The 23,933-nt window shown below is 63.5% G+C and carries 23 protein-coding genes, 1 pseudogene and 1 riboswitch; of the genes and pseudogenes, 13 read left to right on the top strand and 11 right to left on the bottom strand.

Translation table 11 applies throughout. From position 1 onward, the window contains the following. Window positions 1-12 precede the first annotated feature (12 nt). Both metF and ahcY read right to left on the bottom strand, forming a co-directional pair. Complete coding sequence (metF, locus tag N5J71_RS06220) at window positions 13-858, bottom strand: methylenetetrahydrofolate reductase [NAD(P)H] (protein ID WP_039964265.1); 846 nt, start codon at window positions 856-858, stop codon at window positions 13-15. Between the two features lie 99 nt (window positions 859-957). After that, window positions 958-2,346, bottom strand: a complete 1,389-nt coding sequence (ahcY, locus tag N5J71_RS06215; protein ID WP_084340981.1) for an adenosylhomocysteinase — start codon at window positions 2,344-2,346, stop codon at window positions 958-960. Window positions 2,347-2,369: 23 nt separating this feature from the next. After that, window positions 2,370-2,451: riboswitch (S-adenosyl-L-homocysteine riboswitch) on the bottom strand. Between the two features lie 183 nt (window positions 2,452-2,634). Between ahcY and N5J71_RS06210 the strand changes: the two genes are divergently transcribed. The 3 genes from N5J71_RS06210 to N5J71_RS06200 all read left to right on the top strand — a co-directional run bounded on the left by N5J71_RS06210 (window position 2,635) and on the right by N5J71_RS06200 (window position 4,100). Then, a complete protein-coding gene (locus N5J71_RS06210) occupies window positions 2,635-3,024 on the top strand; it encodes an acyl-CoA thioesterase (protein ID WP_099522878.1) in 390 nt (129 codons plus the stop codon). A 125-nt stretch (window positions 3,025-3,149) separates the two neighbouring features. Then, window positions 3,150-3,539, top strand: a complete 390-nt coding sequence (locus N5J71_RS06205) for an MAPEG family protein (RefSeq protein WP_279916531.1) — start codon at window positions 3,150-3,152, stop codon at window positions 3,537-3,539. 111 nt (window positions 3,540-3,650) lie between these two features. Then, window positions 3,651-4,100: a c-type cytochrome gene (locus N5J71_RS06200; protein ID WP_003458838.1), complete on the top strand. Its 450-nt coding sequence runs from the start codon at window positions 3,651-3,653 to the stop codon at window positions 4,098-4,100. On the opposite strand, the gene N5J71_RS06195 is transcribed toward N5J71_RS06200, so the two are convergent. The 6 genes and pseudogenes from N5J71_RS06195 to N5J71_RS06170 form a co-directional block, all read right to left on the bottom strand. Next, a complete protein-coding gene (locus N5J71_RS06195; RefSeq protein ID WP_003458839.1) occupies window positions 4,094-4,489 on the bottom strand; it encodes a DUF1090 domain-containing protein in 396 nt (131 codons plus the stop codon). The two genes, N5J71_RS06200 and N5J71_RS06195, sit on opposite strands and share 7 nt — an antisense overlap. Before the next feature lie 84 nt (window positions 4,490-4,573). Then, entirely contained in the window at window positions 4,574-6,265 is a 1,692-nt protein-coding gene (gene ligB, locus N5J71_RS06190; RefSeq protein WP_279916530.1) for an NAD-dependent DNA ligase LigB, read from the bottom strand. 204 nt (window positions 6,266-6,469) lie between these two features. Then, window positions 6,470-7,891: pseudogene (locus N5J71_RS06185) on the bottom strand (IS1182 family transposase). 111 nt (window positions 7,892-8,002) lie between these two features. Further along, a complete protein-coding gene (gene metK / locus N5J71_RS06180; protein WP_279916529.1) occupies window positions 8,003-9,193 on the bottom strand; it encodes a methionine adenosyltransferase in 1,191 nt (396 codons plus the stop codon). Beyond that, window positions 9,194-10,195 carry an ArsR/SmtB family transcription factor gene (locus N5J71_RS06175; protein WP_074855204.1) on the bottom strand — a complete coding sequence of 334 codons (1,002 nt, stop codon included), beginning with the start codon at window positions 10,193-10,195 and terminating at the stop codon, window positions 9,194-9,196. A 73-nt stretch (window positions 10,196-10,268) separates the two neighbouring features. Further along, window positions 10,269-11,150: a LysR family transcriptional regulator gene (locus N5J71_RS06170; protein WP_084341281.1), complete on the bottom strand. Its 882-nt coding sequence runs from the start codon at window positions 11,148-11,150 to the stop codon at window positions 10,269-10,271. Window positions 11,151-11,260: 110 nt separating this feature from the next. Here N5J71_RS06170 and N5J71_RS06165 point away from each other — a divergent pair, with 110 nt between their 5' ends. From N5J71_RS06165 to N5J71_RS06120, 10 genes are all read left to right on the top strand, one after another. Next, window positions 11,261-12,415, top strand: coding sequence for a TDT family transporter (locus N5J71_RS06165; RefSeq protein WP_279916528.1), 1,155 nt, complete (start codon window positions 11,261-11,263; stop codon window positions 12,413-12,415). A 108-nt stretch (window positions 12,416-12,523) separates the two neighbouring features. Next, the gene (gene tkt / locus N5J71_RS06160) at window positions 12,524-14,524 is read left to right on the top strand and encodes a transketolase (RefSeq protein WP_279916527.1); all 2,001 of its coding nucleotides are present in this window, start codon (window positions 12,524-12,526) and stop codon (window positions 14,522-14,524) included. Between the two features lie 102 nt (window positions 14,525-14,626). Continuing rightward, window positions 14,627-15,745, top strand: coding sequence for an erythrose-4-phosphate dehydrogenase (epd, locus tag N5J71_RS06155; protein ID WP_278618874.1), 1,119 nt, complete (start codon window positions 14,627-14,629; stop codon window positions 15,743-15,745). 86 nt (window positions 15,746-15,831) lie between these two features. Next, entirely contained in the window at window positions 15,832-16,992 is a 1,161-nt protein-coding gene (locus N5J71_RS06150) for a phosphoglycerate kinase (RefSeq protein ID WP_084341277.1), read from the top strand. A gap of 104 nt (window positions 16,993-17,096) precedes the next feature. After that, entirely contained in the window at window positions 17,097-17,282 is a 186-nt protein-coding gene (locus N5J71_RS06145) for a hypothetical protein (protein WP_084341276.1), read from the top strand. 12 nt (window positions 17,283-17,294) lie between these two features. Further along, a complete protein-coding gene (locus N5J71_RS06140) occupies window positions 17,295-17,621 on the top strand; it encodes an MliC family protein (protein ID WP_074855211.1) in 327 nt (108 codons plus the stop codon). 123 nt (window positions 17,622-17,744) lie between these two features. After that, window positions 17,745-18,809: a class II fructose-bisphosphate aldolase gene (gene fba, locus N5J71_RS06135; protein ID WP_084341275.1), complete on the top strand. Its 1,065-nt coding sequence runs from the start codon at window positions 17,745-17,747 to the stop codon at window positions 18,807-18,809. Between the two features lie 169 nt (window positions 18,810-18,978). Continuing rightward, the gene (locus N5J71_RS06130) at window positions 18,979-19,455 is read left to right on the top strand and encodes a hypothetical protein (RefSeq protein ID WP_074855213.1); all 477 of its coding nucleotides are present in this window, start codon (window positions 18,979-18,981) and stop codon (window positions 19,453-19,455) included. A 13-nt stretch (window positions 19,456-19,468) separates the two neighbouring features. After that, window positions 19,469-20,569: a PQQ-dependent sugar dehydrogenase gene (locus N5J71_RS06125; protein WP_279916526.1), complete on the top strand. Its 1,101-nt coding sequence runs from the start codon at window positions 19,469-19,471 to the stop codon at window positions 20,567-20,569. 48 nt (window positions 20,570-20,617) lie between these two features. Then, window positions 20,618-21,109 (top strand): YgjP-like metallopeptidase domain-containing protein, encoded by a 492-nt coding sequence (locus N5J71_RS06120; protein WP_424960560.1) that lies wholly within the window; start codon window positions 20,618-20,620, stop codon window positions 21,107-21,109. 25 nt (window positions 21,110-21,134) lie between these two features. Here N5J71_RS06120 and N5J71_RS06115 read toward each other — a convergent pair whose 3' ends face one another. The 3 genes from N5J71_RS06115 to N5J71_RS06105 all read right to left on the bottom strand — a co-directional run bounded on the left by N5J71_RS06115 (window position 21,135) and on the right by N5J71_RS06105 (window position 23,922). Then, on the bottom strand, window positions 21,135-21,368 hold the full coding sequence (locus N5J71_RS06115; RefSeq protein WP_003458871.1) for a DUF2789 domain-containing protein: 234 nt from the start codon (window positions 21,366-21,368) through the stop codon (window positions 21,135-21,137). 65 nt (window positions 21,369-21,433) lie between these two features. Next, complete coding sequence (locus N5J71_RS06110; protein ID WP_279916524.1) at window positions 21,434-21,916, bottom strand: GreA/GreB family elongation factor; 483 nt, start codon at window positions 21,914-21,916, stop codon at window positions 21,434-21,436. A gap of 200 nt (window positions 21,917-22,116) precedes the next feature. Beyond that, on the bottom strand, window positions 22,117-23,922 hold the full coding sequence (locus tag N5J71_RS06105) for a diguanylate cyclase (RefSeq protein ID WP_279916523.1): 1,806 nt from the start codon (window positions 23,920-23,922) through the stop codon (window positions 22,117-22,119). Between the last annotated feature and the right edge of the window lie 11 nt (window positions 23,923-23,933).

Below are 23,933 nucleotides of genomic sequence, written 5' to 3'. Positions count from 1 at the left end.
GTAAGCGGTCTGCTAACGCGACAGCTTGAGATTGTTCCAGATGGCCAGGCTGGGACCGGCCAGGTTCATGCTGTAGAAGTGCAGGCCGGGCGCGCCGTCTTGCAGCAGGCGCTCGCACATCTCGGTGATGACCTGTTCGCCGAAGGCGCGAATGCTGTCGGCGTCGTCGCCGTAGGCTTCCAGTTGCTTGCGTACCCAGCGTGGGATTTCCGCACCGCAGGCGTCGGAGAAGCGCGCCAGCTTGCTGTAGTTGGTGATCGGCATGATGCCCGGCACCACCGGAATGTCCACGCCCAGTTTCTGCACGCGCTCGACGAAGTAGAAGTAGCTGTCGGCGTTGAAGAAGTATTGGGTGATGGCGCTGTCTGCGCCGGCCTTGGCCTTGCGCACGAAGTTGGCGATGTCGTCCTCGAAGTTGCGCGCTTGCGGATGCATCTCCGGGTAGGCGGCGATTTCGATATGGAAGTGGTCACCGGTTTCAGTGCGAATGAACTCGACCAGTTCATTGGCGTAGCGCAGCTCGCCGCTGGCCATGCCCATGCCGGATGGCAGGTCACCACGCAGGGCAACGATGCGCTTGATGCCGGCATTCTTGTACAGGTTCAGCAGCTCGCGCAGTTCGGCCTTGCTGTCACCGACGCAGGACAGGTGCGGGGCGGTGGGCACCTTGATCTCGCCATCGAGCTGCAGCACGGTGTTGAGGGTGCGGTCGCGGGTCGAACCGCCGGCGCCGTAAGTGCAGGAGAAGAAATCGGGGTTGTAGGTCGCCAGCTGGCGCGCCACATCCATCAGTTTTTCATGCCCGGCTTCGGTCTTGGTGGGGAAGAACTCGAAGCTGTAGCGGCGTTCTTGGCTCATAGGGTTTCTAGCCTTGGAGACGTAGGGTGGATGGCGTTTTTCCATCCACCTTGCGGGAAGTCGGCGGTGGATAAGCCAGGGGCTTACCCACCCTACGCATTAGTAGCGGTAAGCGTCCGGCTTGAACGGGCCTTCCACGGTCACGCCGATGTACTCGGCCTGCTGCTTGGTCAACTGGGTGACCACGCCGCCGAAGCCCTTGACCATTTCCAGCGCCACTTCTTCGTCGAGCTTCTTCGGCAGCACTTCGACGGTCAGGCGCTCGGCCTTCTTCTCGGCGGAGAGGTCGGCGAACTTCTGCTCGAACAGGAAGATCTGCGCCAGCACCTGGTTGGCGAACGAGCCGTCCATGATCCGGCTCGGGTGGCCAGTGGCGTTGCCCAGGTTCACCAGACGGCCTTCGGCCAGCAGGATCAGGTAGTCGTCGTTAGTCGGATCGAAGCTGCCGGCACCGGTGCGGTGGATCTTGTGCACCTGCGGCTTGACCTCTTCCCACGCCCAGTTCTTGCGCATAAAGGCGGTGTCGATCTCGTTGTCGAAGTGGCCGATGTTGCACACCACGGCGCGCTTCTTCAGGGCCTTGAGCATACCGGCGTCGCAGACGTTGACGTTGCCGGTGGTGGTGACGATCAGGTCGATCTTGCCCAGCAGAGCAGCGTCGACGCTGGCCTCGGTGCCGTCGTTGATGCCGTTCTTGTACGGCGAAACCAGCTCGAAGCCGTCCATGCAGGCCTGCATGGCGCAGATCGGGTCGATCTCGGAAACCTTGACGATCATGCCTTCCTGACGCAGCGACTGCGCCGAGCCCTTGCCCACGTCACCGTAGCCGATGACCAGCGCCTGCTTGCCCGATAGCAGGTGGTCGGTGCCGCGCTTGATCGCGTCGTTGAGGCTGTGGCGGCAGCCGTACTTGTTGTCGTTCTTGCTCTTGGTGACCGCGTCGTTGACGTTGATCGCCGGGACTTTCAGGGTGCCGGCCTTGAGCATGTCGAGCAGACGGTGCACGCCGGTGGTGGTCTCTTCGGTGATGCCGTGGATGCGCTCGAGCATCTGCGGGTATTTCTTGTGCAGGATCTCGGTCAGGTCACCGCCGTCGTCGAGCACCATGTTGGCATCCCACGGCTTGCCGTCCTTGAGGATGGTTTGCTCGATGCACCACTCGTACTCTTCTTCGGTCTCGCCCTTCCAGGCGAACACCGGGATACCGGCAGCGGCGATGGCGGCAGCGGCCTGATCCTGGGTGGAGAAGATGTTGCAGGAGGACCAGCGTACTTCGGCGCCCAGGGCGGTGAGCGTCTCGATCAGTACGCCGGTCTGGATGGTCATGTGGATGCAGCCGAGGATTTTCGCGCCTTTCAGCGGTTGGCTGGCGGCGTACTTGCGGCGCAGGCCCATCAGTGCCGGCATCTCGGACTCGGCGATGATCAGCTCTTTGCGGCCCCAATCGGCCAGGGAAATGTCGGCGACTTTGAAATCATTGAAAGACATGCAATAGCACTCCATTCGTTGTCTGCGAATGGGCGCCGTTGATGCGTATGGTTAACGCCCCATCCGAGCCTGACAGGTTGCCCTGCTGCAGCGCCCCTCGGACAGGTGGCGGGCACAACCGGAGCGGTGCCGGTTGCGTGAAACCGGCAAATTATAGCCGTGTGCGCGGCGCAGCCCAAGGCTTTCCGTCGCATTTGCCTGGCTATGATCGTCATAGCCAGCGATGCAACGACAAGCGCAGCGCTGCGGGTGCATTATGGGCGCCCAATCTGGTACGGAGGACACTGCATGAATTTCCATACTCGCAAGTGGATCAAGCCCGAGGATCTCAACCCCAACGGCACTCTGTTCGGCGGCAGCCTGCTGAAATGGATCGATGAAGAAGCAGCGATCTACGCCATTGTCCAGCTCGACAATCAGCGCGTGGTGACCAAATTCATTTCCGAGATCAACTTCGTCAGTTCGGCGCGGCAGAGCGACATCATCGAGCTGGGCATCACTGCTACCGAGTTTGGCCGCACCTCCATCACCCTGCGCTGCGAAGTGCGCAACAAGGTGACCCGCAAGAGCATCCTGACCATCGACAAGCTGGTGTTCGTCAATCTGGGCGAGGACGGTCAGCCGCAGCCGCATGGCAAGAGCGCGATCACCTACGCCAGAGATCGCTTCACGGACTGAGCGCCGCTGGCGCGGATGGCTGCGGGCTTGGCCAAAGTACCGGCATCATTGGCGGGTGCGGCCATGGACGATAACTGGGCGCTCGCTCAGGCTTGGCTTCCCGACCTTTCGAGTGAAGCCACACCATGACCCTCGCCTACTGGTGCGTACTGATCGCCATCTTTCTGCCCTACCTGGGCACCGCCACCGCCAAGTTCCTTGGCCCCGGCTACGGACCGCGCGCCAATCAGGATCCGCGCGCGTTCCTGAGTACCCTGGAGGGCTGGCGCAAGCGCGCCAACAACGCCCAGCTCAATGGCTTCGAGGTGACTCCGGCGTTCGCCGCCGCAGTGATCATCGCGCACCAGGCCGGTGGCGCCGAGCAAGCGCTGCTCGACCAGTTGGCCATGGCGTTCATCGTCAGCCGTGTGCTGTATTTCATCTGCTACCTGGCCGACTGGGGCCCTGTTCGCTCGCTGGTGTGGTTCGCCGGGATGGGGCTGATCGCGGCGTTGTTCGTGGTGTCCGCTAGCTGAACACTGGCTGACTGCCGGGCAGGAAAGGCATCCGTTGTGACAAGAGGTCGCTTGGCCCGGCCGGGGTGAGCCGCGATACTGTCGGCCCCTTGTCGCCTGGAAGTCGTGTCGATGACCTTGAAGAAACTCCTGCTGCTCACCTGCATCTGCCTGACCCTGGCTGCTTGTGGTGGGGTCGACCCCAACTCGCCGTTGGGCAAGCGCCAAGCCGCGTTCAAGGAGATGCTCAAGGTCAGCGAAGACCTCGGTGGGATGTTGCGCAATCGTATTCCCTACGACGAAGCCGCATTCATCAGCGGCGCAGCCAAGCTCGAGCGTCTGTCGCACGAGCCCTGGCAGCACTTTCCACAGGTACGTGACGACGAGCGCAGCAAGGCCAATCCCGAGGTCTGGCAGCGCCAGGAGCAATTCCAGAAGATGGCGCGTGGTCTGGAGCAGGCCACCGCCGCACTGGTGCAGGTGACGACCGCGCCGCCGCTACGCCGCTCCGAGCTGGAGCCGGCAGTGCAGGCCATCGAGGACAGTTGCGAGGCCTGCCACAAGGCGTTTCGCGCTTACTGATCGGCGCGCGCTTCGGCCTCGGCCTGCTCCAGTTCGGCGCGCGCCTCGGCCAACTTGGCCTGACGCTTGGCGATCTTTTCCTGATCGCCCTTGCCCATGGCTTCGCGCAGATCCATCTCACGCTCTTGCACTTCCTCACGGGCCTCCTTGACGCTGGCCAGGCGATCACTGTGCAGGGTGGCGTCGTCGCAATTCATTTCCACATTGCCCAGCGCCCTTTGCAATCCATCCAGTTGCTGCGTGTTGCCGTTCTTGCGCGCGGCCTCGATCTTTTCTTCGATGACCTGGCGCTTGGCCGCACAGCCACCGTCGCCGTCTGCAGCGAGGATGGGCGTGGCATTGAGATTGGCGGCCAGCAACAGGCCGAGCAAGGCGGTTTGACGAATCATGGTCTGTCCTCGTGTAGGTCTACTTCGAAGTGACCCTGGTTGCCGCGCGAGGTTCGACTCGAGTGAGTCATCTGCTGACCCGGGTCAACCGCGCGGTGAATTTTCCTGCGGCAGGAAACCGACGGTGCCGGCCTCCTGCAGTTGCGCGCCCAGGCGCTGAACCTCGGGGTGGCTGAAGAACGCCAACAGACGCTCAGCGCTCTTTTGGCTCACGCCGGGTTGCTTCATCCAGTCGGCGTGGCTGCGACCCAGTAGCGTGGCCCAGTCATCCTCCACGCCTAGCTGGATGCCAGGTGGTGCGCCGAGGGCCTGCAGCCATTGCTGCAGTGAGCGCCGCTGGGCCTGGGCGAAGGCCTGCTGCAACTGCGAGGCGCGCCGTTGGCCGATACCTGGCAGTTGCTGCAGGTGTTCGCTGTCGAATTCCAGCCAATCGAGCAGGCCATGCAGTTTCTGCCCCGCCAATAACGTGCTCCAGGTGCCTGGTCCTACGCCGGGCAGGTTCAGCCCCTGTTTGCCGGCGAGCCAGTTCAGGCGTGCCTGGAACTGTTGCTGGCACTCGTCGCTGAGTCGCCAGCAACTCATGGCGTGGTATCGATTAGGGTCAGGTGCCTGCACCGCTGCGCGCTCCTGGCTGCGCCAGATCACCTGGTCGAGTCGCGGAATGGTCAGGCCAGCCAGGCGTATCGCCACCTGATCGCCGGGGCGTATGTCCAGCTTCTCCCAGGTTTGCAGCGAGCCGAGAGCGACCCGGCTGATACGCCGCTCGTCAAGGTCGACCGGCTGCAAGCGCAGGATGGGCGTGATACGTCCGGTGCGGCCGATATTGAAATCCACCGCCTGCACCACTGCCAGAGCCTGGCTGGCGGGGTATTTCCAGGCAATCGCCCAGTGTGGCGCTTCGGCCTGCCAGCGCTCTCCTGGGGGTCGTATGCCTTGGCGTATGACCACACCGTCGCTGGCGAACGATAGCGGCGCATTAAGCCAGTGCTGGCGCCAGCCGCGGGCATCCGCCGTGCTATTGAGTGGCTGGGTGTAATGCAGGCTGTCGCTGAAGCCTAGATTTTGCAGGGCTTTCAGGCGCTCGGGCATGTTCTCAGGGCCGTTCGGCCAGTCCCAGACGAACAGGCCAATGGCGTTGGTTTCCTGCTCATCGAGTGACTGTCGCGCCATCAAGCCTGCCACCTTGCCGCGTGCTCCGGCGCCACCGTCGCGGCTCTGAACATGGTCGTCCAGGCGCCAGTAAAGCTCGCCTTGCAGCACGGCATCTAATGGCTGTTTCAGGTGCTTGGGAATGGCTGGTAGCTGTCTGGCGCGCGCTGTCCAGTCCTGTCCATGGCGTCCATCGCCGCGGCTGATGGCTTGTTTCAGGATGCCGCCCTGGTAGACCAGAGTAACTGCGACACCATCGACCTTGGGCTGAATCCACAGGCTGTCGCGGCTGGCGACCCATTCGGCTACCGCCGCATCGTTCAGCTTGCGCAGGCCGGTTTGTGCCACGGGGTGAGCGAGCTTGCCCGTACTGCCGGCCAACGGTTCCGGCAGGTCAACGAGCGCGTTCGGGAAGCACTGATGCCAGGATTGCAGGCGCTCACGGGCTTGATCGTAAAGTTCATCGGCGATCAGCGAGCGACCATGATTGTGGTAGGCATCATCCCACTCGGCGATCTGCTGGCTAAGGACAGAGAGTTCGCTCTTGGCGCGGTTGGCCGGCCAGTCGGGGCAGGGGGCTGCCTGTGCGGTCAATGGAAAAAGGAGCAGCGCGATCCAGCGTGTCATGGCAAGCGTCCGTGCTTGGGATTGAATTCTCAGCCTAGACGATTTCGCGACGCCTGTCGGGTGAAGGGTGCTTTCACCTACTCCAGCATAGAAAAAGCCCTGCGCAGGCAGAGCGTGTGAAAACGCACTGACGCCAGAAAAATCCAACGCCCCGACTGGTTTGGGGCGTTGGTGTTTTTGATGCTTGGAAATGGAAAGCGGGATTTACCCCAACAGTTCGATCAACCGACGGGCACCCATCACATTGATGGCACGCTTCAGGTTGTAGGCGTTGACTGCCAGGGCCATTTCCGTCCGAGCGCCCTGCAGTTGTCGGAGCAGGAAGCGACCATTACCCAAAATCCATTGCTTCAGGTTGCCAAAGGGATGTTCGACGATGGAGCGGCGCCTGACCATCATCTCTGGATGCACCTGCATCCGCTGATGCATGCGCTCGAATGCGGCCTCATGGACATGCCGAGTCACGTGTCGACGTTTAGCCTTGGTGCAGCGTGATTTCAATGGACAAGCCGTGCAGTCGCCGCGTAAAGCATAAATGCGCTGTAGGCCGTTTACCTGCTTGAGCGGTAACCATTGGCCTGCAGGGCATTGGTACTGGTCGTTTTCTACGTCGTAGCTGAAGGCGCTGCGATCGAATAGCGGCGTGTCGTCGCCCTTGTTATTTATGCCCCGATTCTCCGGCACATAGGCCGTAATCCCAGCATCATCACACGCTTGAAACTGCTCACCATTGGAGTAGCCCGCATCGGCTGTAACCGTCAGCTCTTCCTGCGCCAGGATCGCCTGGGCAGCCTTGGCCATAGGCTCCAGTTGTTGGTTATCGCTGCCGTCCTGAGTGACAGCATGATGCACGATCAGCCCATGCTCGCCATCCACCGCGTTTTGCACGTTATAAGCCACGCGAGCCCCCTGGTGGGTACGCATCATGCGCGCCTCGCTCTCACCCATGACGAACTGCTCCAGCCCCTGTACCTCCATCAACGCCTGGGCTGTCAGGTTATCGGCATGTTGGCTCTCCAGCTGCTGCAGCGCAGCCTTGACCGCACTGCGATCAACCACTTCAGCGGCCTCACTGCGGTCAGCCTCGTCCAGTTAGGCCAGATAACGGCTTATCTGCGCCTCCAGCTTGGCTTGTTGGCGCTTGAGCTTCGTCAGGCTCAGATGCTTGCGTTGCGACGCTACCGCCTGAAACTTGCTGCCATCGATGGCCACGAGTTGCCCGCTGATCAGCCCCACCTGGCGACAGAACTGGACGAATGTGCGGCAGGTCGCCTGAAAAGCAGCGCTGTTGTCCTTGCGAAAATCAGCAATGGTCTTGAAATCCGGTGCCAATCGGCCCAGCAGCCACATCACCTCGACATTGCGTTGGCACTCGGCTTCCAGGCGCCGGGAGGAGCGGATGCGCTGGAAGTAACCGTACTGATAAAGCTTGAGTAGATCCGCTGGATCATAGCCAGGACGTCCAGTCTTGAGTGGTTCGGCCTTGCTGAAACCCAGAGCCTGCAAATCCAGGCGGGCGACATAGGCCTCGATCACCCGTACCAGGTGATCCTCCGGCACCAGCTCCTCCAATGTGGGAGGAAACAGGCTGCTTTGCTGACGACCTTCGCCCTGGATGTAGCCCATAAACGACAATGCCCCCATCGAATGATGGAGGCATTGTCTTCAGCTTGCTCTCAGACTGCTAGGTTTTCACACAGTCTGGCAGGGCAGGGCTTCTCTTGTCGTCGCTGAGCCTTACAGGCCTGCGGCGGCGCGCAGGTCGGCAGCCTTGTCGGTGCGTTCCCAGGTGAAGGTGGTGAAGCTGTCTTCGCCGACGGTCTTGGACTGCGGCGTGCGGCCGAAGTGGCCGTAGGCAGCGGTGTCCTGGTACATCGGGTGCAGCAGGTCGAGCATCTTGGTGATGGCGTAGGGGCGCAGGTCGAACACGTCACGCACCAGTTTGATGATCTTGTCTTCGGCGATCTTGTGGGTGCCGAAGGTATTGATCGAGATGGAGGTCGGCTGGGCCACGCCGATAGCGTAGGACACCTGGATCTCGCAGCGCTCGGCCAGGCCGGCGGCGACGATGTTCTTGGCCACGTAGCGGCCGGCGTAGGCGGCGCTGCGGTCGACCTTGGATGGGTCCTTGCCGGAGAACGCGCCGCCGCCGTGACGGGCCATGCCGCCGTAGGAGTCGACGATGATCTTGCGCCCGGTCAGGCCGCAGTCGCCCACCGGGCCGCCGATGATGAACTGGCCGGTCGGGTTGATGTGGAACTGGGTGTCCTTGTGCAGCAGTTCGGCCGGCAGCACGTGCTTGACGATCAGCTCCATCACGCCGTCGCGCAGGTCGTCGTATTTCACTTCCGGGTTGTGCTGGGTGGACAGCACGACCGCGTCGATGGCCGCGACCTTGCCGTTCTCGTAGCGGCAGGTGACCTGGGACTTGGCATCCGGGCGCAGCCACGGCAGCAGACCAGACTTGCGCGCTTCGGCCTGACGCTCGACCAGGCGGTGCGAGAAGCAGATCGGTGCCGGCATCAGCACGTCGGTTTCGTTGCTGGCGTAGCCGAACATCAGGCCCTGGTCGCCAGCGCCCTGATCTTCCGGCTTGGCGCGGTCGACGCCCTGGTTGATGTCCGGGGACTGCTTGCCAATGATGTTGAGCACGCCGCAGGTGGCGCCGTCGAAGCCGACGTCGCTGCTGGTGTAGCCGATATCGCAGATCACGTCGCGGACGATCTGCTCCAGGTCGACCCAGGCGCTGGTGGTCACTTCGCCGGCGACGATGGCCACACCGGTCTTGACCAGGGTTTCCACGGCCACGCGGGCGTGCTTGTCCTGGGTGATGATGGCGTCGAGCACCGCATCGGAGATCTGGTCGGCGATCTTGTCCGGATGCCCTTCGGACACGGACTCGGAGGTAAACAGGGAATACTCGCTCATCTATCGGTTCCTTTCTTGCCGGAGGCTGAAGGCGCTGTGCGCATCGGGTTTGGCAAAGTGCCGTAATTGAATCTGAAAGCCGTTTTTCAGGCCTATGTAGAGGCTTTCGCCGGGCGTCAGGCCGGCGGCCGTCGCCCAGCGCGCCAGGTCTTCCTGTTCGAAGCCGAGCCATAGATCGCCGCAGGCTTCGCGTGCCCAGCTCTGGTCGTGGCTGCACAGCTCGCTGAGCAGCAGGCTGCCGCCGGGTGCGACCAGGGCGGCCAGTTTGCGAAAGGCCTCGGCCGGCGTGGCGAAGTGGTGCAGTACCATGTTCAGTACCACGCAGTCGGCAGGCTGCTCTTCATCCTGTAGCGCATCGGCCAGTTTCAGCTCGACGTTGTCCAGGCCCTCGGCGGCGCAGCGCTGGCGCGCCAGTTCGAGCATCGCCGGGCTGTTGTCCAGCGCCGTGACCTGGGCGAAACGACGCGCCAGCTCGGGCAGGAAGGCACCATCGCCAGGCCCGATTTCCAGCGCCGTGGCGTCCGGCGCGAAATGCAGGGCGTCGAGCAGCGCCAGCAGGCTGTCGCGGTACTGCGGCAAACCGGCGATCAGATCCTGCTGGGCCTGGAAGCTGGTGGCCATGCGCGCGAAGAAGTCGCGGCTGATGGTGGCGCGTTGCTGGTGCACGGCGGCGATGCGCGCCTGCACCTCGCCCGCCAGCGGCAGTGCGTCGATCTCTTCCAGCAGCGCCGCATGCAGGCGGCCGCCCGGTAGCGCACGGCGGTAGAAGATCGCGTTGCCTTCGCGGCGGGTGGCCACCAGGCCGGCCTGGGCCAGGACCTTGAGGTGATGGCTCATGCCCGACTGGCCGATGGCGAAGATCTGCGCCAGTTCCAGCACGCCGAACGAATCGTTGCTCAGAGTGCGCAGCACGTTCAGGCGCAGCGGATCGCCGCCGGCCTTGCACAGGGCGGCGAGCTCGTCGCAGGGGTCGAAATCCAACTGGGGTGCGCGCAGGGTCATGGGGGCGCAGTCTAGTCGGTCATTTTTCATACAGCAATACCAATATCAAAAAGTTTTGATATTGGTATTGAGGCTAGCCTGGCGCCTGGCTCAGTTGCAGAAAAGCGGCGGGGGCCGGGCTCAGGCTGGTGCCGAGTCGCCATAGCACATGCAGTTCACGCTCGATCTGCAGGTCCTGCACCGCCAAGCGCTGCAGTTCGCCGCTGGCCAGTTCACGTTCGACCACCCGCTGCGACAGCCAGGCGATGCCTTGGCCGTCGGCGAGCAGGCGCTTGAGCGCTTCGGTGCTGCCGATGGCCATGCCGGCCTGTGGCTCCAGTTCGTGGTCGCGATAGGCCTGCTCGATACTGGCGCGAGCGCCGGATCCGGGTTCGCGCATATACAGCGGGTACGCCTGCAGGTCGCGAGCCTCAAGGCGCTCGGCCCTGGCCAGCGGGTGCAGCGGCGATGCCACCGGAAGCAGGGCGTCGCGCGCCAGCAGGTGATGTGCGTAGTCGGCCTGGACGAACGGGCCTTCGACGAAGCCCAGGCTGATGCGGCCCTCGTCCAGTTGCCGGGTCACGACGTCGGTGTTGCTGACTTCCAGGCTGACGAATATCTGTGGATGCAGGGCGCGAAAACGGGTGAGCAGGGGCGGCAGCAGGTAGGCGCCGAGCGTGGCGCTGGCGCCCAGATGCAGCTCGCCCTGCTCCAGTTGGGCGAAGTCACGCAGGTCGCGTTCGGCGGCGCGCTCCAGGGCGAAGATGCGCCGCGCATAGTCGTGCAGACGCAGACCTCCTTCGGTCAGTTGCACGCCGCGTGGCTGGCGATCGAACAGGCGCAGGTCGAGGCTGGCTTCGAGGTCGCGAATCTCCCGCGTTACGGCAGGCTGGCTGATGTGCAGGCGCTCGGCGCCGGCGCTGATGCTGCCAGCGTCTGCCACGGCCAGAAAGACCTTGAGATGGTGCAGGTTCATGGTTGATGCATAAATGAAAGGTATGTATCGAATGCTGAATATGTATTTTTCATATGGCAAGCCAATTCTTACCCTTGCGCCATCACTCATGTCACGGGACCACCCGACTCATGCCGCGCCCCTTCAGCCGTTTACCCGAGCCCCTGGCTTTCATTCGCCATTTCACTCCCAACTGGTTCGCTGTGACCATGGGCACCGGTGTGCTGGCGTTGGTGATCGCTCATCTGCCCTGGCCTTTGCCGGGATTGTCGATGCTTGCCGAGGGGCTGTGGTTTGTCGCAGTCGGTCTGTTCGCGCTGTTCAGCCTGCTATTTCTGCTGCGCCTGGCGCTGTTTCGCGAAACCATCTGGCCGATGTTGCTGCATCCGGTGCAGTCGATGTTCCTCGGCGCCATTCCCATGGGCCTGGCGGTGCTGATCAAGGGCTTGCTGCTGTTCGGCGTGCCGCGCTGGGGCGAGGGGATTTACGCGCTGGCCCATGCGCTGTGGTGGCTGGATGCAGCGCTGGCGCTGCTTGGCGCGTTGCTGGTGCCCTATCTGATGTTCACCCGCCAGCACCATGCACTGGAAAAACTCACCGCGGTGTGGCTGCTACCTATCGTTGCACCGGAGGTCGCCGCCAGCACGGCAGGCGCGCTGGCGCCGCATCTGGCGGCCGAGGCGGCGCAACAGTTATTGGTGGCCGGCTTCGTGCTCTGGGGATTGTCGCTGTCGCTGGCGTTTTCGCTGATCACGCTGGTGCTGCTGCGCCTGGCCCTGCACAAACTGCCGGATACCGATTTTGCCGCCACCAGCTGGCTACCACTGGGGCCGCTGGCCACCGGTTGCCTGGGGTTGCTGAGCATGGGGCAGGCGGCGCCGCTGGCCTTTGCCGGTACGCCGCTGGTGGGCGCCGCCGAGCTGGCGCGGGATCTCGGTCTGATCGGCGGCCTGGCGCTGTGGGGCGCGGGCTTGTGGTGGCTGGTGATCGCCACGCTGTTCACCCGTCACTACATCCGCGACAACATGCCGTTCAACCTCGGCTGGTGGGGGTTCATCTTTCCGCTGGGGGTGTTCGCCCTGGCCACCTTCGAGCTGCAGGCGGTGACCGGGCTGAGCTTCTTCGCCTTCATCGGTCTGCTGCTGGCGGTGCAACTGGCGGCGGTCTGGACGTTGGTGTTCAGCCGTACGCTCGCCGGCGTCTGGCATGGTGAGTTGTTTCAGGCGCCGTGTCTGGGTGGGCCGGGCAGCCCGGCGGTGAGCGTTCTGAGCGAGCAGGCGGGCTGATTTGCTCTCTACGACCATCTGTCATTGCCCCATGGGGGCTGGCTGGGCGAAAATAGGCGTCGTTTTCGCCCCCTTCATTCAGAAGCAGCCCCGTAGGAGATTTCAGCGATGCCCAGCCGTCGTGAGCGAGCCAATGCCATTCGTGCCCTGAGCATGGATGCCGTGCAGAAAGCCAACAGCGGCCACCCCGGTGCCCCCATGGGCATGGCGGACATCGCCGAAGTGCTGTGGCGCGACTACCTCAAGCACAACCCGCAGAACCCGAACTTCGCCGACCGTGACCGCTTCGTGCTGTCCAACGGCCATGGTTCGATGCTGATCTATTCGCTGCTGCACCTGACCGGCTACGACCTGTCCATCGACGACCTGAAGAACTTCCGTCAGCTGCACAGCAAGACCCCGGGCCACCCGGAATACGGCTACACCCCAGGTGTCGAGACCACCACCGGCCCGCTCGGCCAGGGCATCGCCAACGCCGTCGGTTTCGCCATCGCCGAGAAGGTGCTGGGCGCGCAGTTCAACCGCGAAGGCCACACCATCGTCGACCACAACACCTATGTGTTCCTCGGTGACGGCTGCATGATGGAAGGCATCAGCCATGAAGTCTGCTCGCTGGCCGGCACCCTTGGCCTGGGCAAGCTGATCGCCTTCTACGACGACAACGGCATCTCCATCGACGGCGAGGTCGAGGGCTGGTTCACCGACGACACGCCCAAGCGCTTCGAAGCCTACGGCTGGCAGGTGATTCGCAATGTCGACGGCCACGACGCCGAAGAGATCAAGATGGCCATCGACACCGCGCGCAAGAGCGTGGACCAGCCGACCCTGATCTGCTGCAAGACCACCATCGGTTTTGGTTCGCCGAACAAGCAGGGCAAGGAAGAGTGCCACGGTGCGCCGCTGGGCAACGACGAGATCGCCCTGACCCGTGCTGCCCTGGGCTGGAACCATGGCCCGTTCGAAATCCCCGCCGAGATCTACGCCGAGTGGGACGCCAAGGAAGCCGGCGCTGCCGCCGAAGCCGCCTGGAACGAAAAGTTCGCCGCTTACGCCGCTGCCCATCCCGAGCTGGCTGCCGAGTTCAAGCGCCGTATTGCCGGTGAGCTGCCGGCCGATTTCGCCGAGAAGGCCGCTGCCTATATCAAGGACGTCGCCGAGAAGGGCGAGACCATCGCCAGCCGTAAGGCCAGCCAGAACGCGCTGAATGCCTTCGGTCCGCTGCTGCCGGAGTTCCTTGGCGGTTCGGCCGACCTGGCCGGCTCCAACCTGACCCTGTGGAAGGGCTGCAAGGGCGTATCCGCTGAAGACGCGTCCGGCAACTACATGTTCTACGGCGTGCGCGAGTTCGGCATGAGCGCGATCATGAACGGCATCGCCCTGCACGGCGGCTTCGTGCCGTACGGCGCGACCTTCCTGATCTTCATGGAATACGCGCGCAACGCCGTGCGCATGTCCGCGCTGATGAAGCAGCGTGTGCTGTACGTGTTCACCCACGACTCCATCGGCCTCGGCGAAGACGGCCCGACCCACCAGCCGATCGAGCAACTGGCCAGCCTGCGTGGCACGCCGAACCTCGACACCTGGCGCCCGGCCGATGCCGTGGAGTCCGCCGTGGCCTGGAAATACGCCATCGAGCGCGCCGACGGCCCGAGTGCCCTGGTATTCAGCCGCCAGAACCTGCCGCACCAGCCACGTGATGCCCAGCAGCTTAGTGATATTGAACGTGGCGGTTACGTGCTCAAGGACAGCGCTGGCGAGCCGGAGCTGATCCTGATCGCCACCGGTTCGGAAGTCGGTCTGGCCGTGGCCGCGTACGACAAACTGACCGCCGCCGGGCGCAAGGTGCGCGTGGTGTCGATGCCGTCCACCAGCGTGTTCGACCAGCAGGACGCGGCCTACAAGCAGGACGTGCTGCCGCTGCAGGTCGGTGCGCGCATCGCCATCGAGGCCTCGCACGCCGACTACTGGTACAAGTACGTCGGCCTGGAAGGTCGCATCATCGGCATGACCAGCTTCGGCGAGTCGGCCCCGGCTCCGGCCCTGTTCGAGCACTTCGGCTTCACCGTCGACAACATCGTCGCCACTGCCGAAGAACTGCTGGACGCCTGACCCTTCCGTAGGAGCGAGCTCTGCTCGCGAAGCTGTTTGCCTCGCGCAGGGTTCGCGAGCAGAGCTCGCTCCTACCGGGTTCCTTTTGCCTTGCGAGCGCCTATGTCACGACAACGCCCCTATCGTGTCGCCCTCAACGGTTATGGCCGCATCGGCCGTTGCGTGCTGCGCGCGCTGCACGAGCGTGGCAATTCAGCGAGCCTGGAAATCGTCGCGCTGAACGACCTGGCCGATCAGGCCAGCATCGAATACCTGACCCGCTTCGACTCCACCCACGGGCGCTTTCCCGGCGAGGTGAAGGTCGATGGCGACTGCCTGCATATAAACGGCGATTGCGTGAAGGTGCTGCGCCAGAGCGAGCCTGAGGCCATTGACTGGGCAGCGCTGGACATCGATCTGCTGCTCGAGTGCTCCGGGCAGTACGTCACCCGTGCCGAGGCGCAACGCTTCATCGAAGCCGGTGCGCCGCGCGTGCTGCTGTCGCAGCCGATGGCCAGCGAGGCGGATATCGATGCCACCGTGGTCTACGGCGTCAACCAGGCCTGTCTGTCAGGTGCCGAGCGCCTGGTGTCGAATGCCTCCTGCACCACCAACTGCGGCGTGCCACTGTTGAAACTGCTCGATGAGGTGGTGGGTCTGGAGTACGTCTCCATTACCACCATCCACTCGGCAATGAATGACCAGCCAGTGATCGATGCCTATCACCACGAAGACCTGCGCCGCACGCGCTCGGCCTTCCAGTCGGTGATCCCGGTGTCCACCGGCCTGGCGCGCGGTATCGAGCGCCTGCTGCCGGAGCTGGCCGGGCGTATTCAGGCCAAGGCCATCCGGGTGCCGACGGTCAACGTCTCGTGCCTGGACATCACCCTGCAGACGGCGCGCGATACTTCGGCAGAAGAGATCAACCGCGTGCTGCGTCAGGCGGCGGAGAGTGGCCCGCTCAGGGGGCTGCTGGCCTACACCGAATTGCCGCACGCCAGCTGCGACTTCAACCACGACCCGCACTCGGCCATCGTCGACGGCAGCCAGACCCGCGTGTCCGGCCCGCGCCTGGTCAACCTGCTGGCCTGGTTCGACAACGAGTGGGGGTTTGCCAACCGCATGCTCGATGTCGCCGAACATTTTCTCCTACAAGCCAATCAAGCCAATCCACAAGTGAGCGAGCTAGAGCGAGACAAGGCAAAAACAGGCGAAGAAGCGCAGTTTACGAGGTGTAAATGAGCATTCTGAGCCTGTTTTTAACGCAGTATCGCCGACGCGCAGCCGCTTGTGGTTTGGCGTAACCAGCCCCCGTGAAGGACTGATTTATGACCGTTCTGAAGATGACCGACCTCGACCTCGCTGGTAAGCGCGTGTTGATCCGCGAAGACCTCAACGTCCCGGTGAAGGACGGTGTGGTCAAGAGCGACGCGCGTATCCTCGCCTCCTTGCCGACCATCAAGCTGGCGCTGGAGAAGGGCGCTGCCGTGCTGGTCTGCTCGCACCTGGGTCGCCCGGAAGAGGGCATCTACAGCGAGGAAGACAGCCTGGCGCCGGTCGCCGCCTACCTGAGCAAGGCGCTCGGTCGTGACGTGCCGCTGGTCAAGGACTACCTTGGCGGTGTCGAGGTCAAGCCTGGCGAGCTGGTGCTGCTGGAGAACGTCCGTTTCAACAAGGGCGAAAAGAAGAACACCGACGAACTGGCCCAGCAGTACGCTGCCCTGTGCGACGTGTTCGTGATGGACGCCTTCGGAACCGCTCACCGCGCCCAGGGCTCGACCCATGGCGTGGCCAAGTTCGCCAAGGTCGCCTGCGCCGGCCCGCTGCTGGCTGCCGAGCTGGATGCCCTGGGCAAGGCGCTGGACAAGCCGGCCCGGCCGATGCTGGCCATCGTCGCCGGCTCCAAGGTGTCGACCAAGCTCGACGTGCTTAATTCCCTGGCCGATATCTGCGACTCGCTGATCGTCGGCGGCGGCATCGCCAACACCTTTCTCGCCGCTGCCGGCCTGCCGGTGGGCAAGTCGCTGTACGAGGCCGATCTGGTCGACACCGCCAAGGCCATCGCGGCCAAGGTCAGCGTACCGCTGCCGGTTGACGTGGTGGTGGCCAAGGCCTTCGCCGAAGACGCCGAAGCCACCGTCAAGGCGGTCAAGGACGTGGCTGAAGACGACATGATCCTCGACATCGGCCCGCAGACTGCGGCGATGTTCGCCGAGATGCTCAAGGCTTCGCAGACCATCCTGTGGAACGGCCCGGTCGGCGTGTTCGAATTCGACCAGTTCGGCAACGGCACCAAGGCCCTGGCCCTGGCCATCGCTGAAAGCCCGGCGTTCTCCATCGCCGGCGGCGGCGATACCCTGGCGGCCATCGACAAGTACGGCGTGGCGGACAAGATTTCCTACATTTCCACCGGTGGTGGCGCCTTCCTCGAGTTTGTCGAAGGCAAGGTGCTGCCAGCGGTTGAGGTGCTGGAGCAGCGCGCACAGTGATCGCCAGCTAGGGTGAAGGGAGTCACCCTACGCCGCGGCCGATAAAACCCTGACGTTAACGGGTGGTCTGTAGAAAACCGGATCATCGTACAAGGAATCATGTCATGGACAAGTTAGCCGCTTTGGGCGTGGTTGGTATGTTGCTGGCCGGTTGTGCCGGCGCAGGAAGGGAGGCGGCCTGCGAGGTATTCAGCCCGGCACAGATCGAAACCCCGACCACTCAGGATGATCAGCGTGTCGAGCAAAGCAGTGGTCAACCCACTGGCGCGGCACCGGAACAGCGTTGCTGACGAGGAGAAGCAATGAGCGGAATCAGACTGGCGGGGCTTGCTGTCGCCGCCACGCTGCTGGCGGCCTGCAGCAGTCAGCCGGCGGCGCCGGAGCAATGGAATCGCTGGGTATGCGACAGCCAGACCGAAGTGCTGTGGCGCTTCGCCAACGGCAGCGTCGACCAGGTGGATGTGCGCCTGGGTGGTGACGACATCGTCTATCGTCTGACTCAGGAGCCAGCTGCATCCGGCGCGCTGTACAGCGATGGGCGTCTGTCCTTCCACACCAAGGGTGAGGAAGGTCTGGTCTACTGGACCGCAACAGATGACCTGATCGGCCGTGGCTGCAAGGCTCCGTAACATCCTCGGCGACGCCGAGATGAGAGCTGCGGGCATGCCCCAGCTTCACGAAACTTGAACAACGCCTGCCCCTGCGGCAGGCTTGCACGATTAACGACCTCCAAACCGGGAGACAGAAACACCATGGCACTTATCAGCATGCGCCAGATGCTCGACCACGCCGCCGAATTCGGCTACGGCGTGCCGGCCTTCAACGTCAACAACCTCGAGCAGATGCGCGCCATCATGGAAGCCGCCGACAAGACCGATTCGCCGGTCATCGTCCAGGCCTCCGCTGGTGCCCGCAAGTACGCCGGTGCGCCGTTCTTGCGCCACCTGATCCTGGCTGCCATCGAAGAATTCCCGCACATTCCGGTGTGCATGCACCAGGACCACGGCACCAGCCCTGACGTGTGCCAGCGCTCCATCCAGCTGGGCTTTTCCTCGGTGATGATGGACGGCTCGCTGAAAGAAGACGGCAAGACCCCGGCCGATTACGACTACAACGTCCGCGTAACCCAGCAGACCGTAGCCTTCGCCCACGCCTGCGGCGTGTCCGTGGAAGGCGAGCTGGGTTGCCTGGGCAGCCTGGAAACCGGCATGGCCGGTGAAGAAGACGGCGTCGGCGCCGAAGGCGTGCTCGATCACAGCCAACTGCTGACCGACCCGGAAGAAGCGGCGGCCTTCGTCAAGGCTACCCAGGTCGACGCCCTGGCCATCGCCATCGGCACCAGCCACGGCGCCTACAAGTTCACCAAGCCGCCAACCGGCGACGTGCTCTCCATCGAGCGCATCAAGGAAATCCACAAGCGCATCCCCAACACCCACCTGGTGATGCACGGTTCCTCCTCCGTTCCGCAGGAATGGCTGAAGGTGATCAACGAATTCGGCGGTGACATCAAGGAAACCTACGGTGTGCCGGTCGAGGAAATCGTCGAAGGCATCAAGCACGGCGTGCGCAAGGTCAATATCGACACCGACCTGCGTCTGGCTTCCACCGGTGCGATCCGCCGCATGATGGCCGAGCACCCGAGCGAGTTCGACCCGCGCAAGTTCTTCGCCAAGACCATCGTCGCCATGCGCGACATCTGCATCGCCCGCTACGAAGCCTTCGGCACCGCTGGCAATGCCTCCAAGATCAAGCCGATCTCCCTGGAGGGCATGTACCAGCGCTATGCCAGCGGCGAGCTGAACGCCAAGGTCAACTGAGTCTGATGCGTGACCAGGAGCCCCGCCATGTGCGGGGCTTCTGCTTTTTATGGACGGGGCTCGGCGTGAGCAACGCGGCGAGAGGTAAAACCCTGTAAAACTCCCGCAGCGTGAGGGCAGGCGGGGTGCGCCATAATTCGTGGACTGTCGTTCCGGGAAACTGCCACCCATGTCCAGCAAGCCACGTCTGTTGCTCGCTTTTCTCCTCGCCGTGTTGCTGGCCTCGCTGCTTGCCTCGATCTTCCAGACCCAGACCAATCTGGCTGCCCTGCAGGCCATCGGTGCACCGGTGCCGCTGAGTGTGCGCCTTGGCACCACCGCACTCGACCTGCTCGGGTTTACCCCGACGTTCATCCTGCTCAGCGCCCTGGGCTTTGTCTTTGCCTTACCGCTGGCCGCCTGGCTGGCGCGCCGCATGCCGGCGCTACGGTGGCTAATTTTCGTGCTGGCGGGCGCGGCAGCGATCTGGACGGCGCTGGCGCTGGCCAATGTGCTGGCACCGATGCCGACGCTGATCGCCGCCGACCGCAGCCCGTTCGGCACGCTCGGGCTGATGGCCTGCGGCAGCGTCGGTGCGCTGCTGTTCGGCCTGCTCGGTCGGCGGGTGCGCTACCGGGCGCAGCCAACTTCTTCCGATTCTCTGTGACAAGGCGTTGCCCATGTTGAGAAGTACCCGCGCGCTGATGCTTTGCGGCCTGTTCGTCAGTACGCCGCTGCTGGCCCTGGATTACCGCATCGAAACCTTCAGCGAAGGGCTGGAGAATCCCTGGGCCGTGGCCTTCCTGCCGGACGGACGCATGCTGGTCACCGAGCGTGTCGGGCGCCTGCGCATGATCGAAGCCGACGGCAGTGTCGATCCCAAGCCGGTGGCGGGCCTGCCCGAGGTCTTCATCGCTGCCCAGGCCGGACTGATGGAAGTGGCGCTGGACCCGGACTACAGCGACAACCGCTGGCTTTACCTGACTTACGCGCACGGCTCGCTGGAGGCCAACAACACGCGTCTGGCGCGTGCCCGCCTGGTGGATGACGAACTGCACGACTTCGAAGTGCTGTTCACCGCCCAACCGCTCAAGGCCGGCGCCGCGCATTACGGTGGGCGCATCGCCTTTCTCGCCGACAAGACCCTGGTGCTGACCCTGGGCGACGGTTTCGACTGGCGTGAAGAGGCGCAGAACCCGGCCAACCACCTGGGCAAGATCGTGCGTCTGAACCGTGACGGTAGCGTACCGCAGGACAACCCGCTGCTCGGCCAGGACGGCGCGGCGGCGGAAATCTACAGCCTCGGCCACCGCAACGTGCAGGGCATCTTCTTCGATGTCGAGCACAATCGCCTGTACAGCCACGAGCACGGCCCACGCGGGGGTGATGAACTCAACCTGATCGAGGCCGGCAAAAACTATGGCTGGCCGCTGGCGACCTTCGGTATCGACTACACCGGTGCGCGCGTCAGCCCCTACACCGAGCTGCCGGGGCTGACCGCGCCACTGCTGCACTGGACACCCTCGGTAGCACCGTCGAGCCTGACCCTGTATCGCGGCGAGTTGTTCCCCGAGTGGCAGGACGACCTGTTCGCGGCCACCCTGGCCGAGCGCAGCGTACGCCGCATCCGTGTGCGCGACGGCATGCTGGCCGGTGAGGAAATCCTCTTCGAAGAGTTGGGCGAGCGGATTCGCGATGTGCGCAGTGGGCCGGATGGTGCGCTCTATCTGCTCACCGATAACCCAGAGGGGCGTCTGCTGCGTGTGGTGCCCAGCGAGTAATGCCGCATCCGTTACACTGACGGTCCAGATGAATGTGGGATCGTAGCGTTGAAGTATCTACAGGGTTATCCGGTCGCCTTGCAGCAGCAGGTTCGTCAGCTGATCGCCGATGATCGGCTCGGTGACTACCTGGCACAGCGCTATCCGGGCCGGCATGAAGTGCAGAGCGACAAGGCGCTGTATGGCTACGTGATGGCGCTCAAGCAGGAACACCTGAAGAACGCGCCGGCTATCGACAAGGTGCTCTACGACAATCGCCTCGACCTCACCCACCGCGCGCTGGGCCTGCATACGGCGGTCTCGCGGGTGCAGGGCGGCAAGCTCAAGGCGAAGAAGGAAATTCGCGTTGCCTCGCTGTTTCGCGACGCCGCGCCGGCTTTCTTGCAGATGATCGTGGTGCACGAACTGGCACACCTGAAAGAGAGCGAGCACAACAAGGCCTTCTACAAGCTGTGCGACCACATGTTGCCGGGCTATGCGCAGATCGAATTCGACCTGCGCATGTACCTGACCTGGCGCGAGATGACGGCGGACAACTGAGCAGTCGATGCGCTGACCTGTGAGCTCAGCCGTGCAGGCGCAGGTTGAGCTGATCGACTACTTCTGCCCAGTCGGCGTCTTCGAGAATTTCTTCGCGCAGCAGCGCGGCCTGCGCCGGCGTCCAGAACGGAGCCTCGGACAGTTTGCAGGCATCTGGCAGTGGTGAATGGGTGCTGATGAAGGCGTTGATGCTGGCGGCATCGTCAGGCAGGCCGAGTTGCTTGAACAGGGCTGGCAGGCTGTGGACTGGATTTTCCATGGTATTGGCTCTCGCTAGGCGTGGTGTTCATCGCTAATTACCAACCCTAGCCCAGATAGTTCCGCTTACGTGGCTACCAGCACCTCGAAAATTTGCTGGCGACTCCCTACTGGCAGGCTTATCTCGTCGCCGGGCTTCTTGCCGAGCAGCAATTTCCCGAGCGGTGCGGTATTGCCGAGCACCTGGATGGTCTGGTCGGCCAGTTGCAGTTTCATGCTGGCGCCTGGAGGACCAAGGAACAGCCATTGTTCGTGGCCATCCTCGGCCGCAAGCTGCACCAGCGCGCCGAGCTCGATACCCTGCTCGATATCGAAGGGGCGCGGGCGCAATTGACGCCAGGTGATCAGGGTCTGGCGCAGTTCTTCGACGCGGCGCGCCTGACCGCTGGCCAGGTAGGCGGCCTCCAGGCCCAGGGTGTCGTACTTGTTCTCGGCGACGTTCTCTTCGTGGGTGGCCGCTTCGTGGGCACTGAGGGCGGCGAGGCTGGCCTGTTCGAGGTCGCTCTGCAGATGGCTGAGTACGTCTTGCAGCAGCAGATTCTTGTCCATGGTGTGCTATCGGGTTCGAGTTGATGAAGAGATGACGGCCTGACGCCGATCAGGCAGGGCTTGCAAGGTGGCCTTGTGTAGGAGCCCCGCCCTGGGGCGAAGCTCGCAAGTGCGTGTTGCCCTGATTCGCGGCGGGGCGCCGCTCCTACGCATTGGCTGCGTTGATACTTAACTGGCTGGCACTAGGCTGCGGCCCCTGTTCAAAGGTATTGGGTGGCCAGTTGCACGCGGTTGCGACCTTCGGCCTTGGCCCGGTACATGGCGGCATCAGCCAGGCGAATCAGCATGGTGGCATTGTCGGCGCCGCGGCTAAGGGCGATGCCGATGCTGGCGCCGACGCGAACGGCACGATCTTCCAGGTACATCGGCGTGTCCAGACCTTCCAGCAGACGTTTGGCCAGGTCGTGCGCATCTTCGGCCGATTGCACGCTCTCGCAGATCACCACGAACTCGTCACCGCCGAGGCGCGCAGGCAGATCGGTATCGCGCACGTATTGCCGCAGGCGCTGCGCCACTTCGGCCAGTACCAGATCGCCGTAGCCATGGCCGTGCTGGTCGTTGATCGGCTTGAAACCGTCCAGGTCGATCAGCATCACGGCAAGCAGTTCGTTGCGGCGTTGGCTGCGCGCCAGTGCCTGCTCCAGGTGTTGCTGCAGGGCGGTGCGGTTGGCCAGGCCAGTCAGTGGGTCCTGCAGGGCCAGCTCACTGAGGCGCTGATTGGCCTGTTCCAGGGCCTGGGTGCGTTCGGTGACGCGCTTGGCGAGGATCTGCTCGTTGAGCTGCAGCGCGGCTTCGCGTTGGCGCTTGAGCTCGATGAGGCGCGCCGCCAGGGCGAAGGACAGCAGGATCATCTCCAGCCCCGAGCCGATCTGCATGGCGTACAGGGTAAGGAAGTTCGACGGAATCAGGGCGAAGTTGCGTAGCGCCAGCAGCACCGCGCCGGTCAGCAGCATCAGCCAGGCCAGGGCGAACAGGCGAGCGCCGGGCACCCGGTAGCCAATGCAGACGAAGCTGGTCAGCAGCAGCGTCAGAGTGGCGATCAGGCCGGTCAGCGACATCAGCTGCAGCGCGCGCTGCAATGGCAGCAGCACACTGGCCAAGACGGCCGCACCGATGGCGATGGACAGCATCAGCAGGCCCTTGTCCCAGCGTGGCAGCCACTGGCGGGTGTCGAGAAAGCTGCGCGCAAACACCACCGACAGCAGCGCCGCCGTCGTCAGGCTGACCGGCAGCATGCGGTTGCTCCAGGGCGCGGCTTCGGACCACAGATACTGCGCACCAAGACCATTGAGCGACAGCACGCTGAGGGCGAAGGCGAACATGAACAGCACGTAATTGAGGAAAGGCCGCTCGCGCAGGGCGAGAAACAGCAGCAGGTTGTACAGCCCCAGGGCGATCAGCACGCCGAAGTAGATGGCATGCACCAGGTAGCCGTTCTGGCTGTGCTGCTCGAAATCGCGCGAAGACATCAGCGCACCGCTGAGGGTCATGCTGCCGCGCGAGTCGACGCGCAGGTACAGCGTTCGCTGCTCGCCGGGCTGCAGAACGATCTCGAATACCGGGTTGCGATGGCCGACGCTGCGCTGCGCGTAGGGCACGGTGTCGCCGCTGCGCGACTCGCGCACGCCATCGGCGCCGATGTCATACAGACGCACCTCGTCCAGCGAGGCGTAATTCAGTTCCAGGCGCCAGACGCGTGTTTGCTGGGCATCCGATTGCAGCGCCAGGCGCAGCCAGATCACCCCCGGCACATAGCCGAAGCTGAGGTCACGGCGGTTCAACGAGGGCTGGAAAGGGGCATCGGCAGCGCGAACGTCGTCCAGGCTCAGGGCGCTCTGGGGATCGGCGAGAAAGTCGACCAGGCCGTAGAGATCCTGTGCTGCGCTGCTGTCACCCAGACGTGTGCTGGCGAGGGTAATCTGGCTGGCCAAAAGCAGACTGCACACCAGCAGCAGACCCGGCAACGAGACCAGGTAGGCGAGGGTGGTGTGTCGGTTGGCTGGCATGGGCAAGGCCT

Origin of the sequence: Ectopseudomonas oleovorans, from assembly GCF_029845265.1 — a bacterium.
Classification (GTDB): Bacteria; Pseudomonadota; Gammaproteobacteria; order Pseudomonadales; family Pseudomonadaceae; genus Aquipseudomonas; species Aquipseudomonas oleovorans.
The sequence above is the reverse complement of the archived record's forward strand: the minus strand, read 5'-3'. Positions and strand labels throughout refer to the sequence as shown.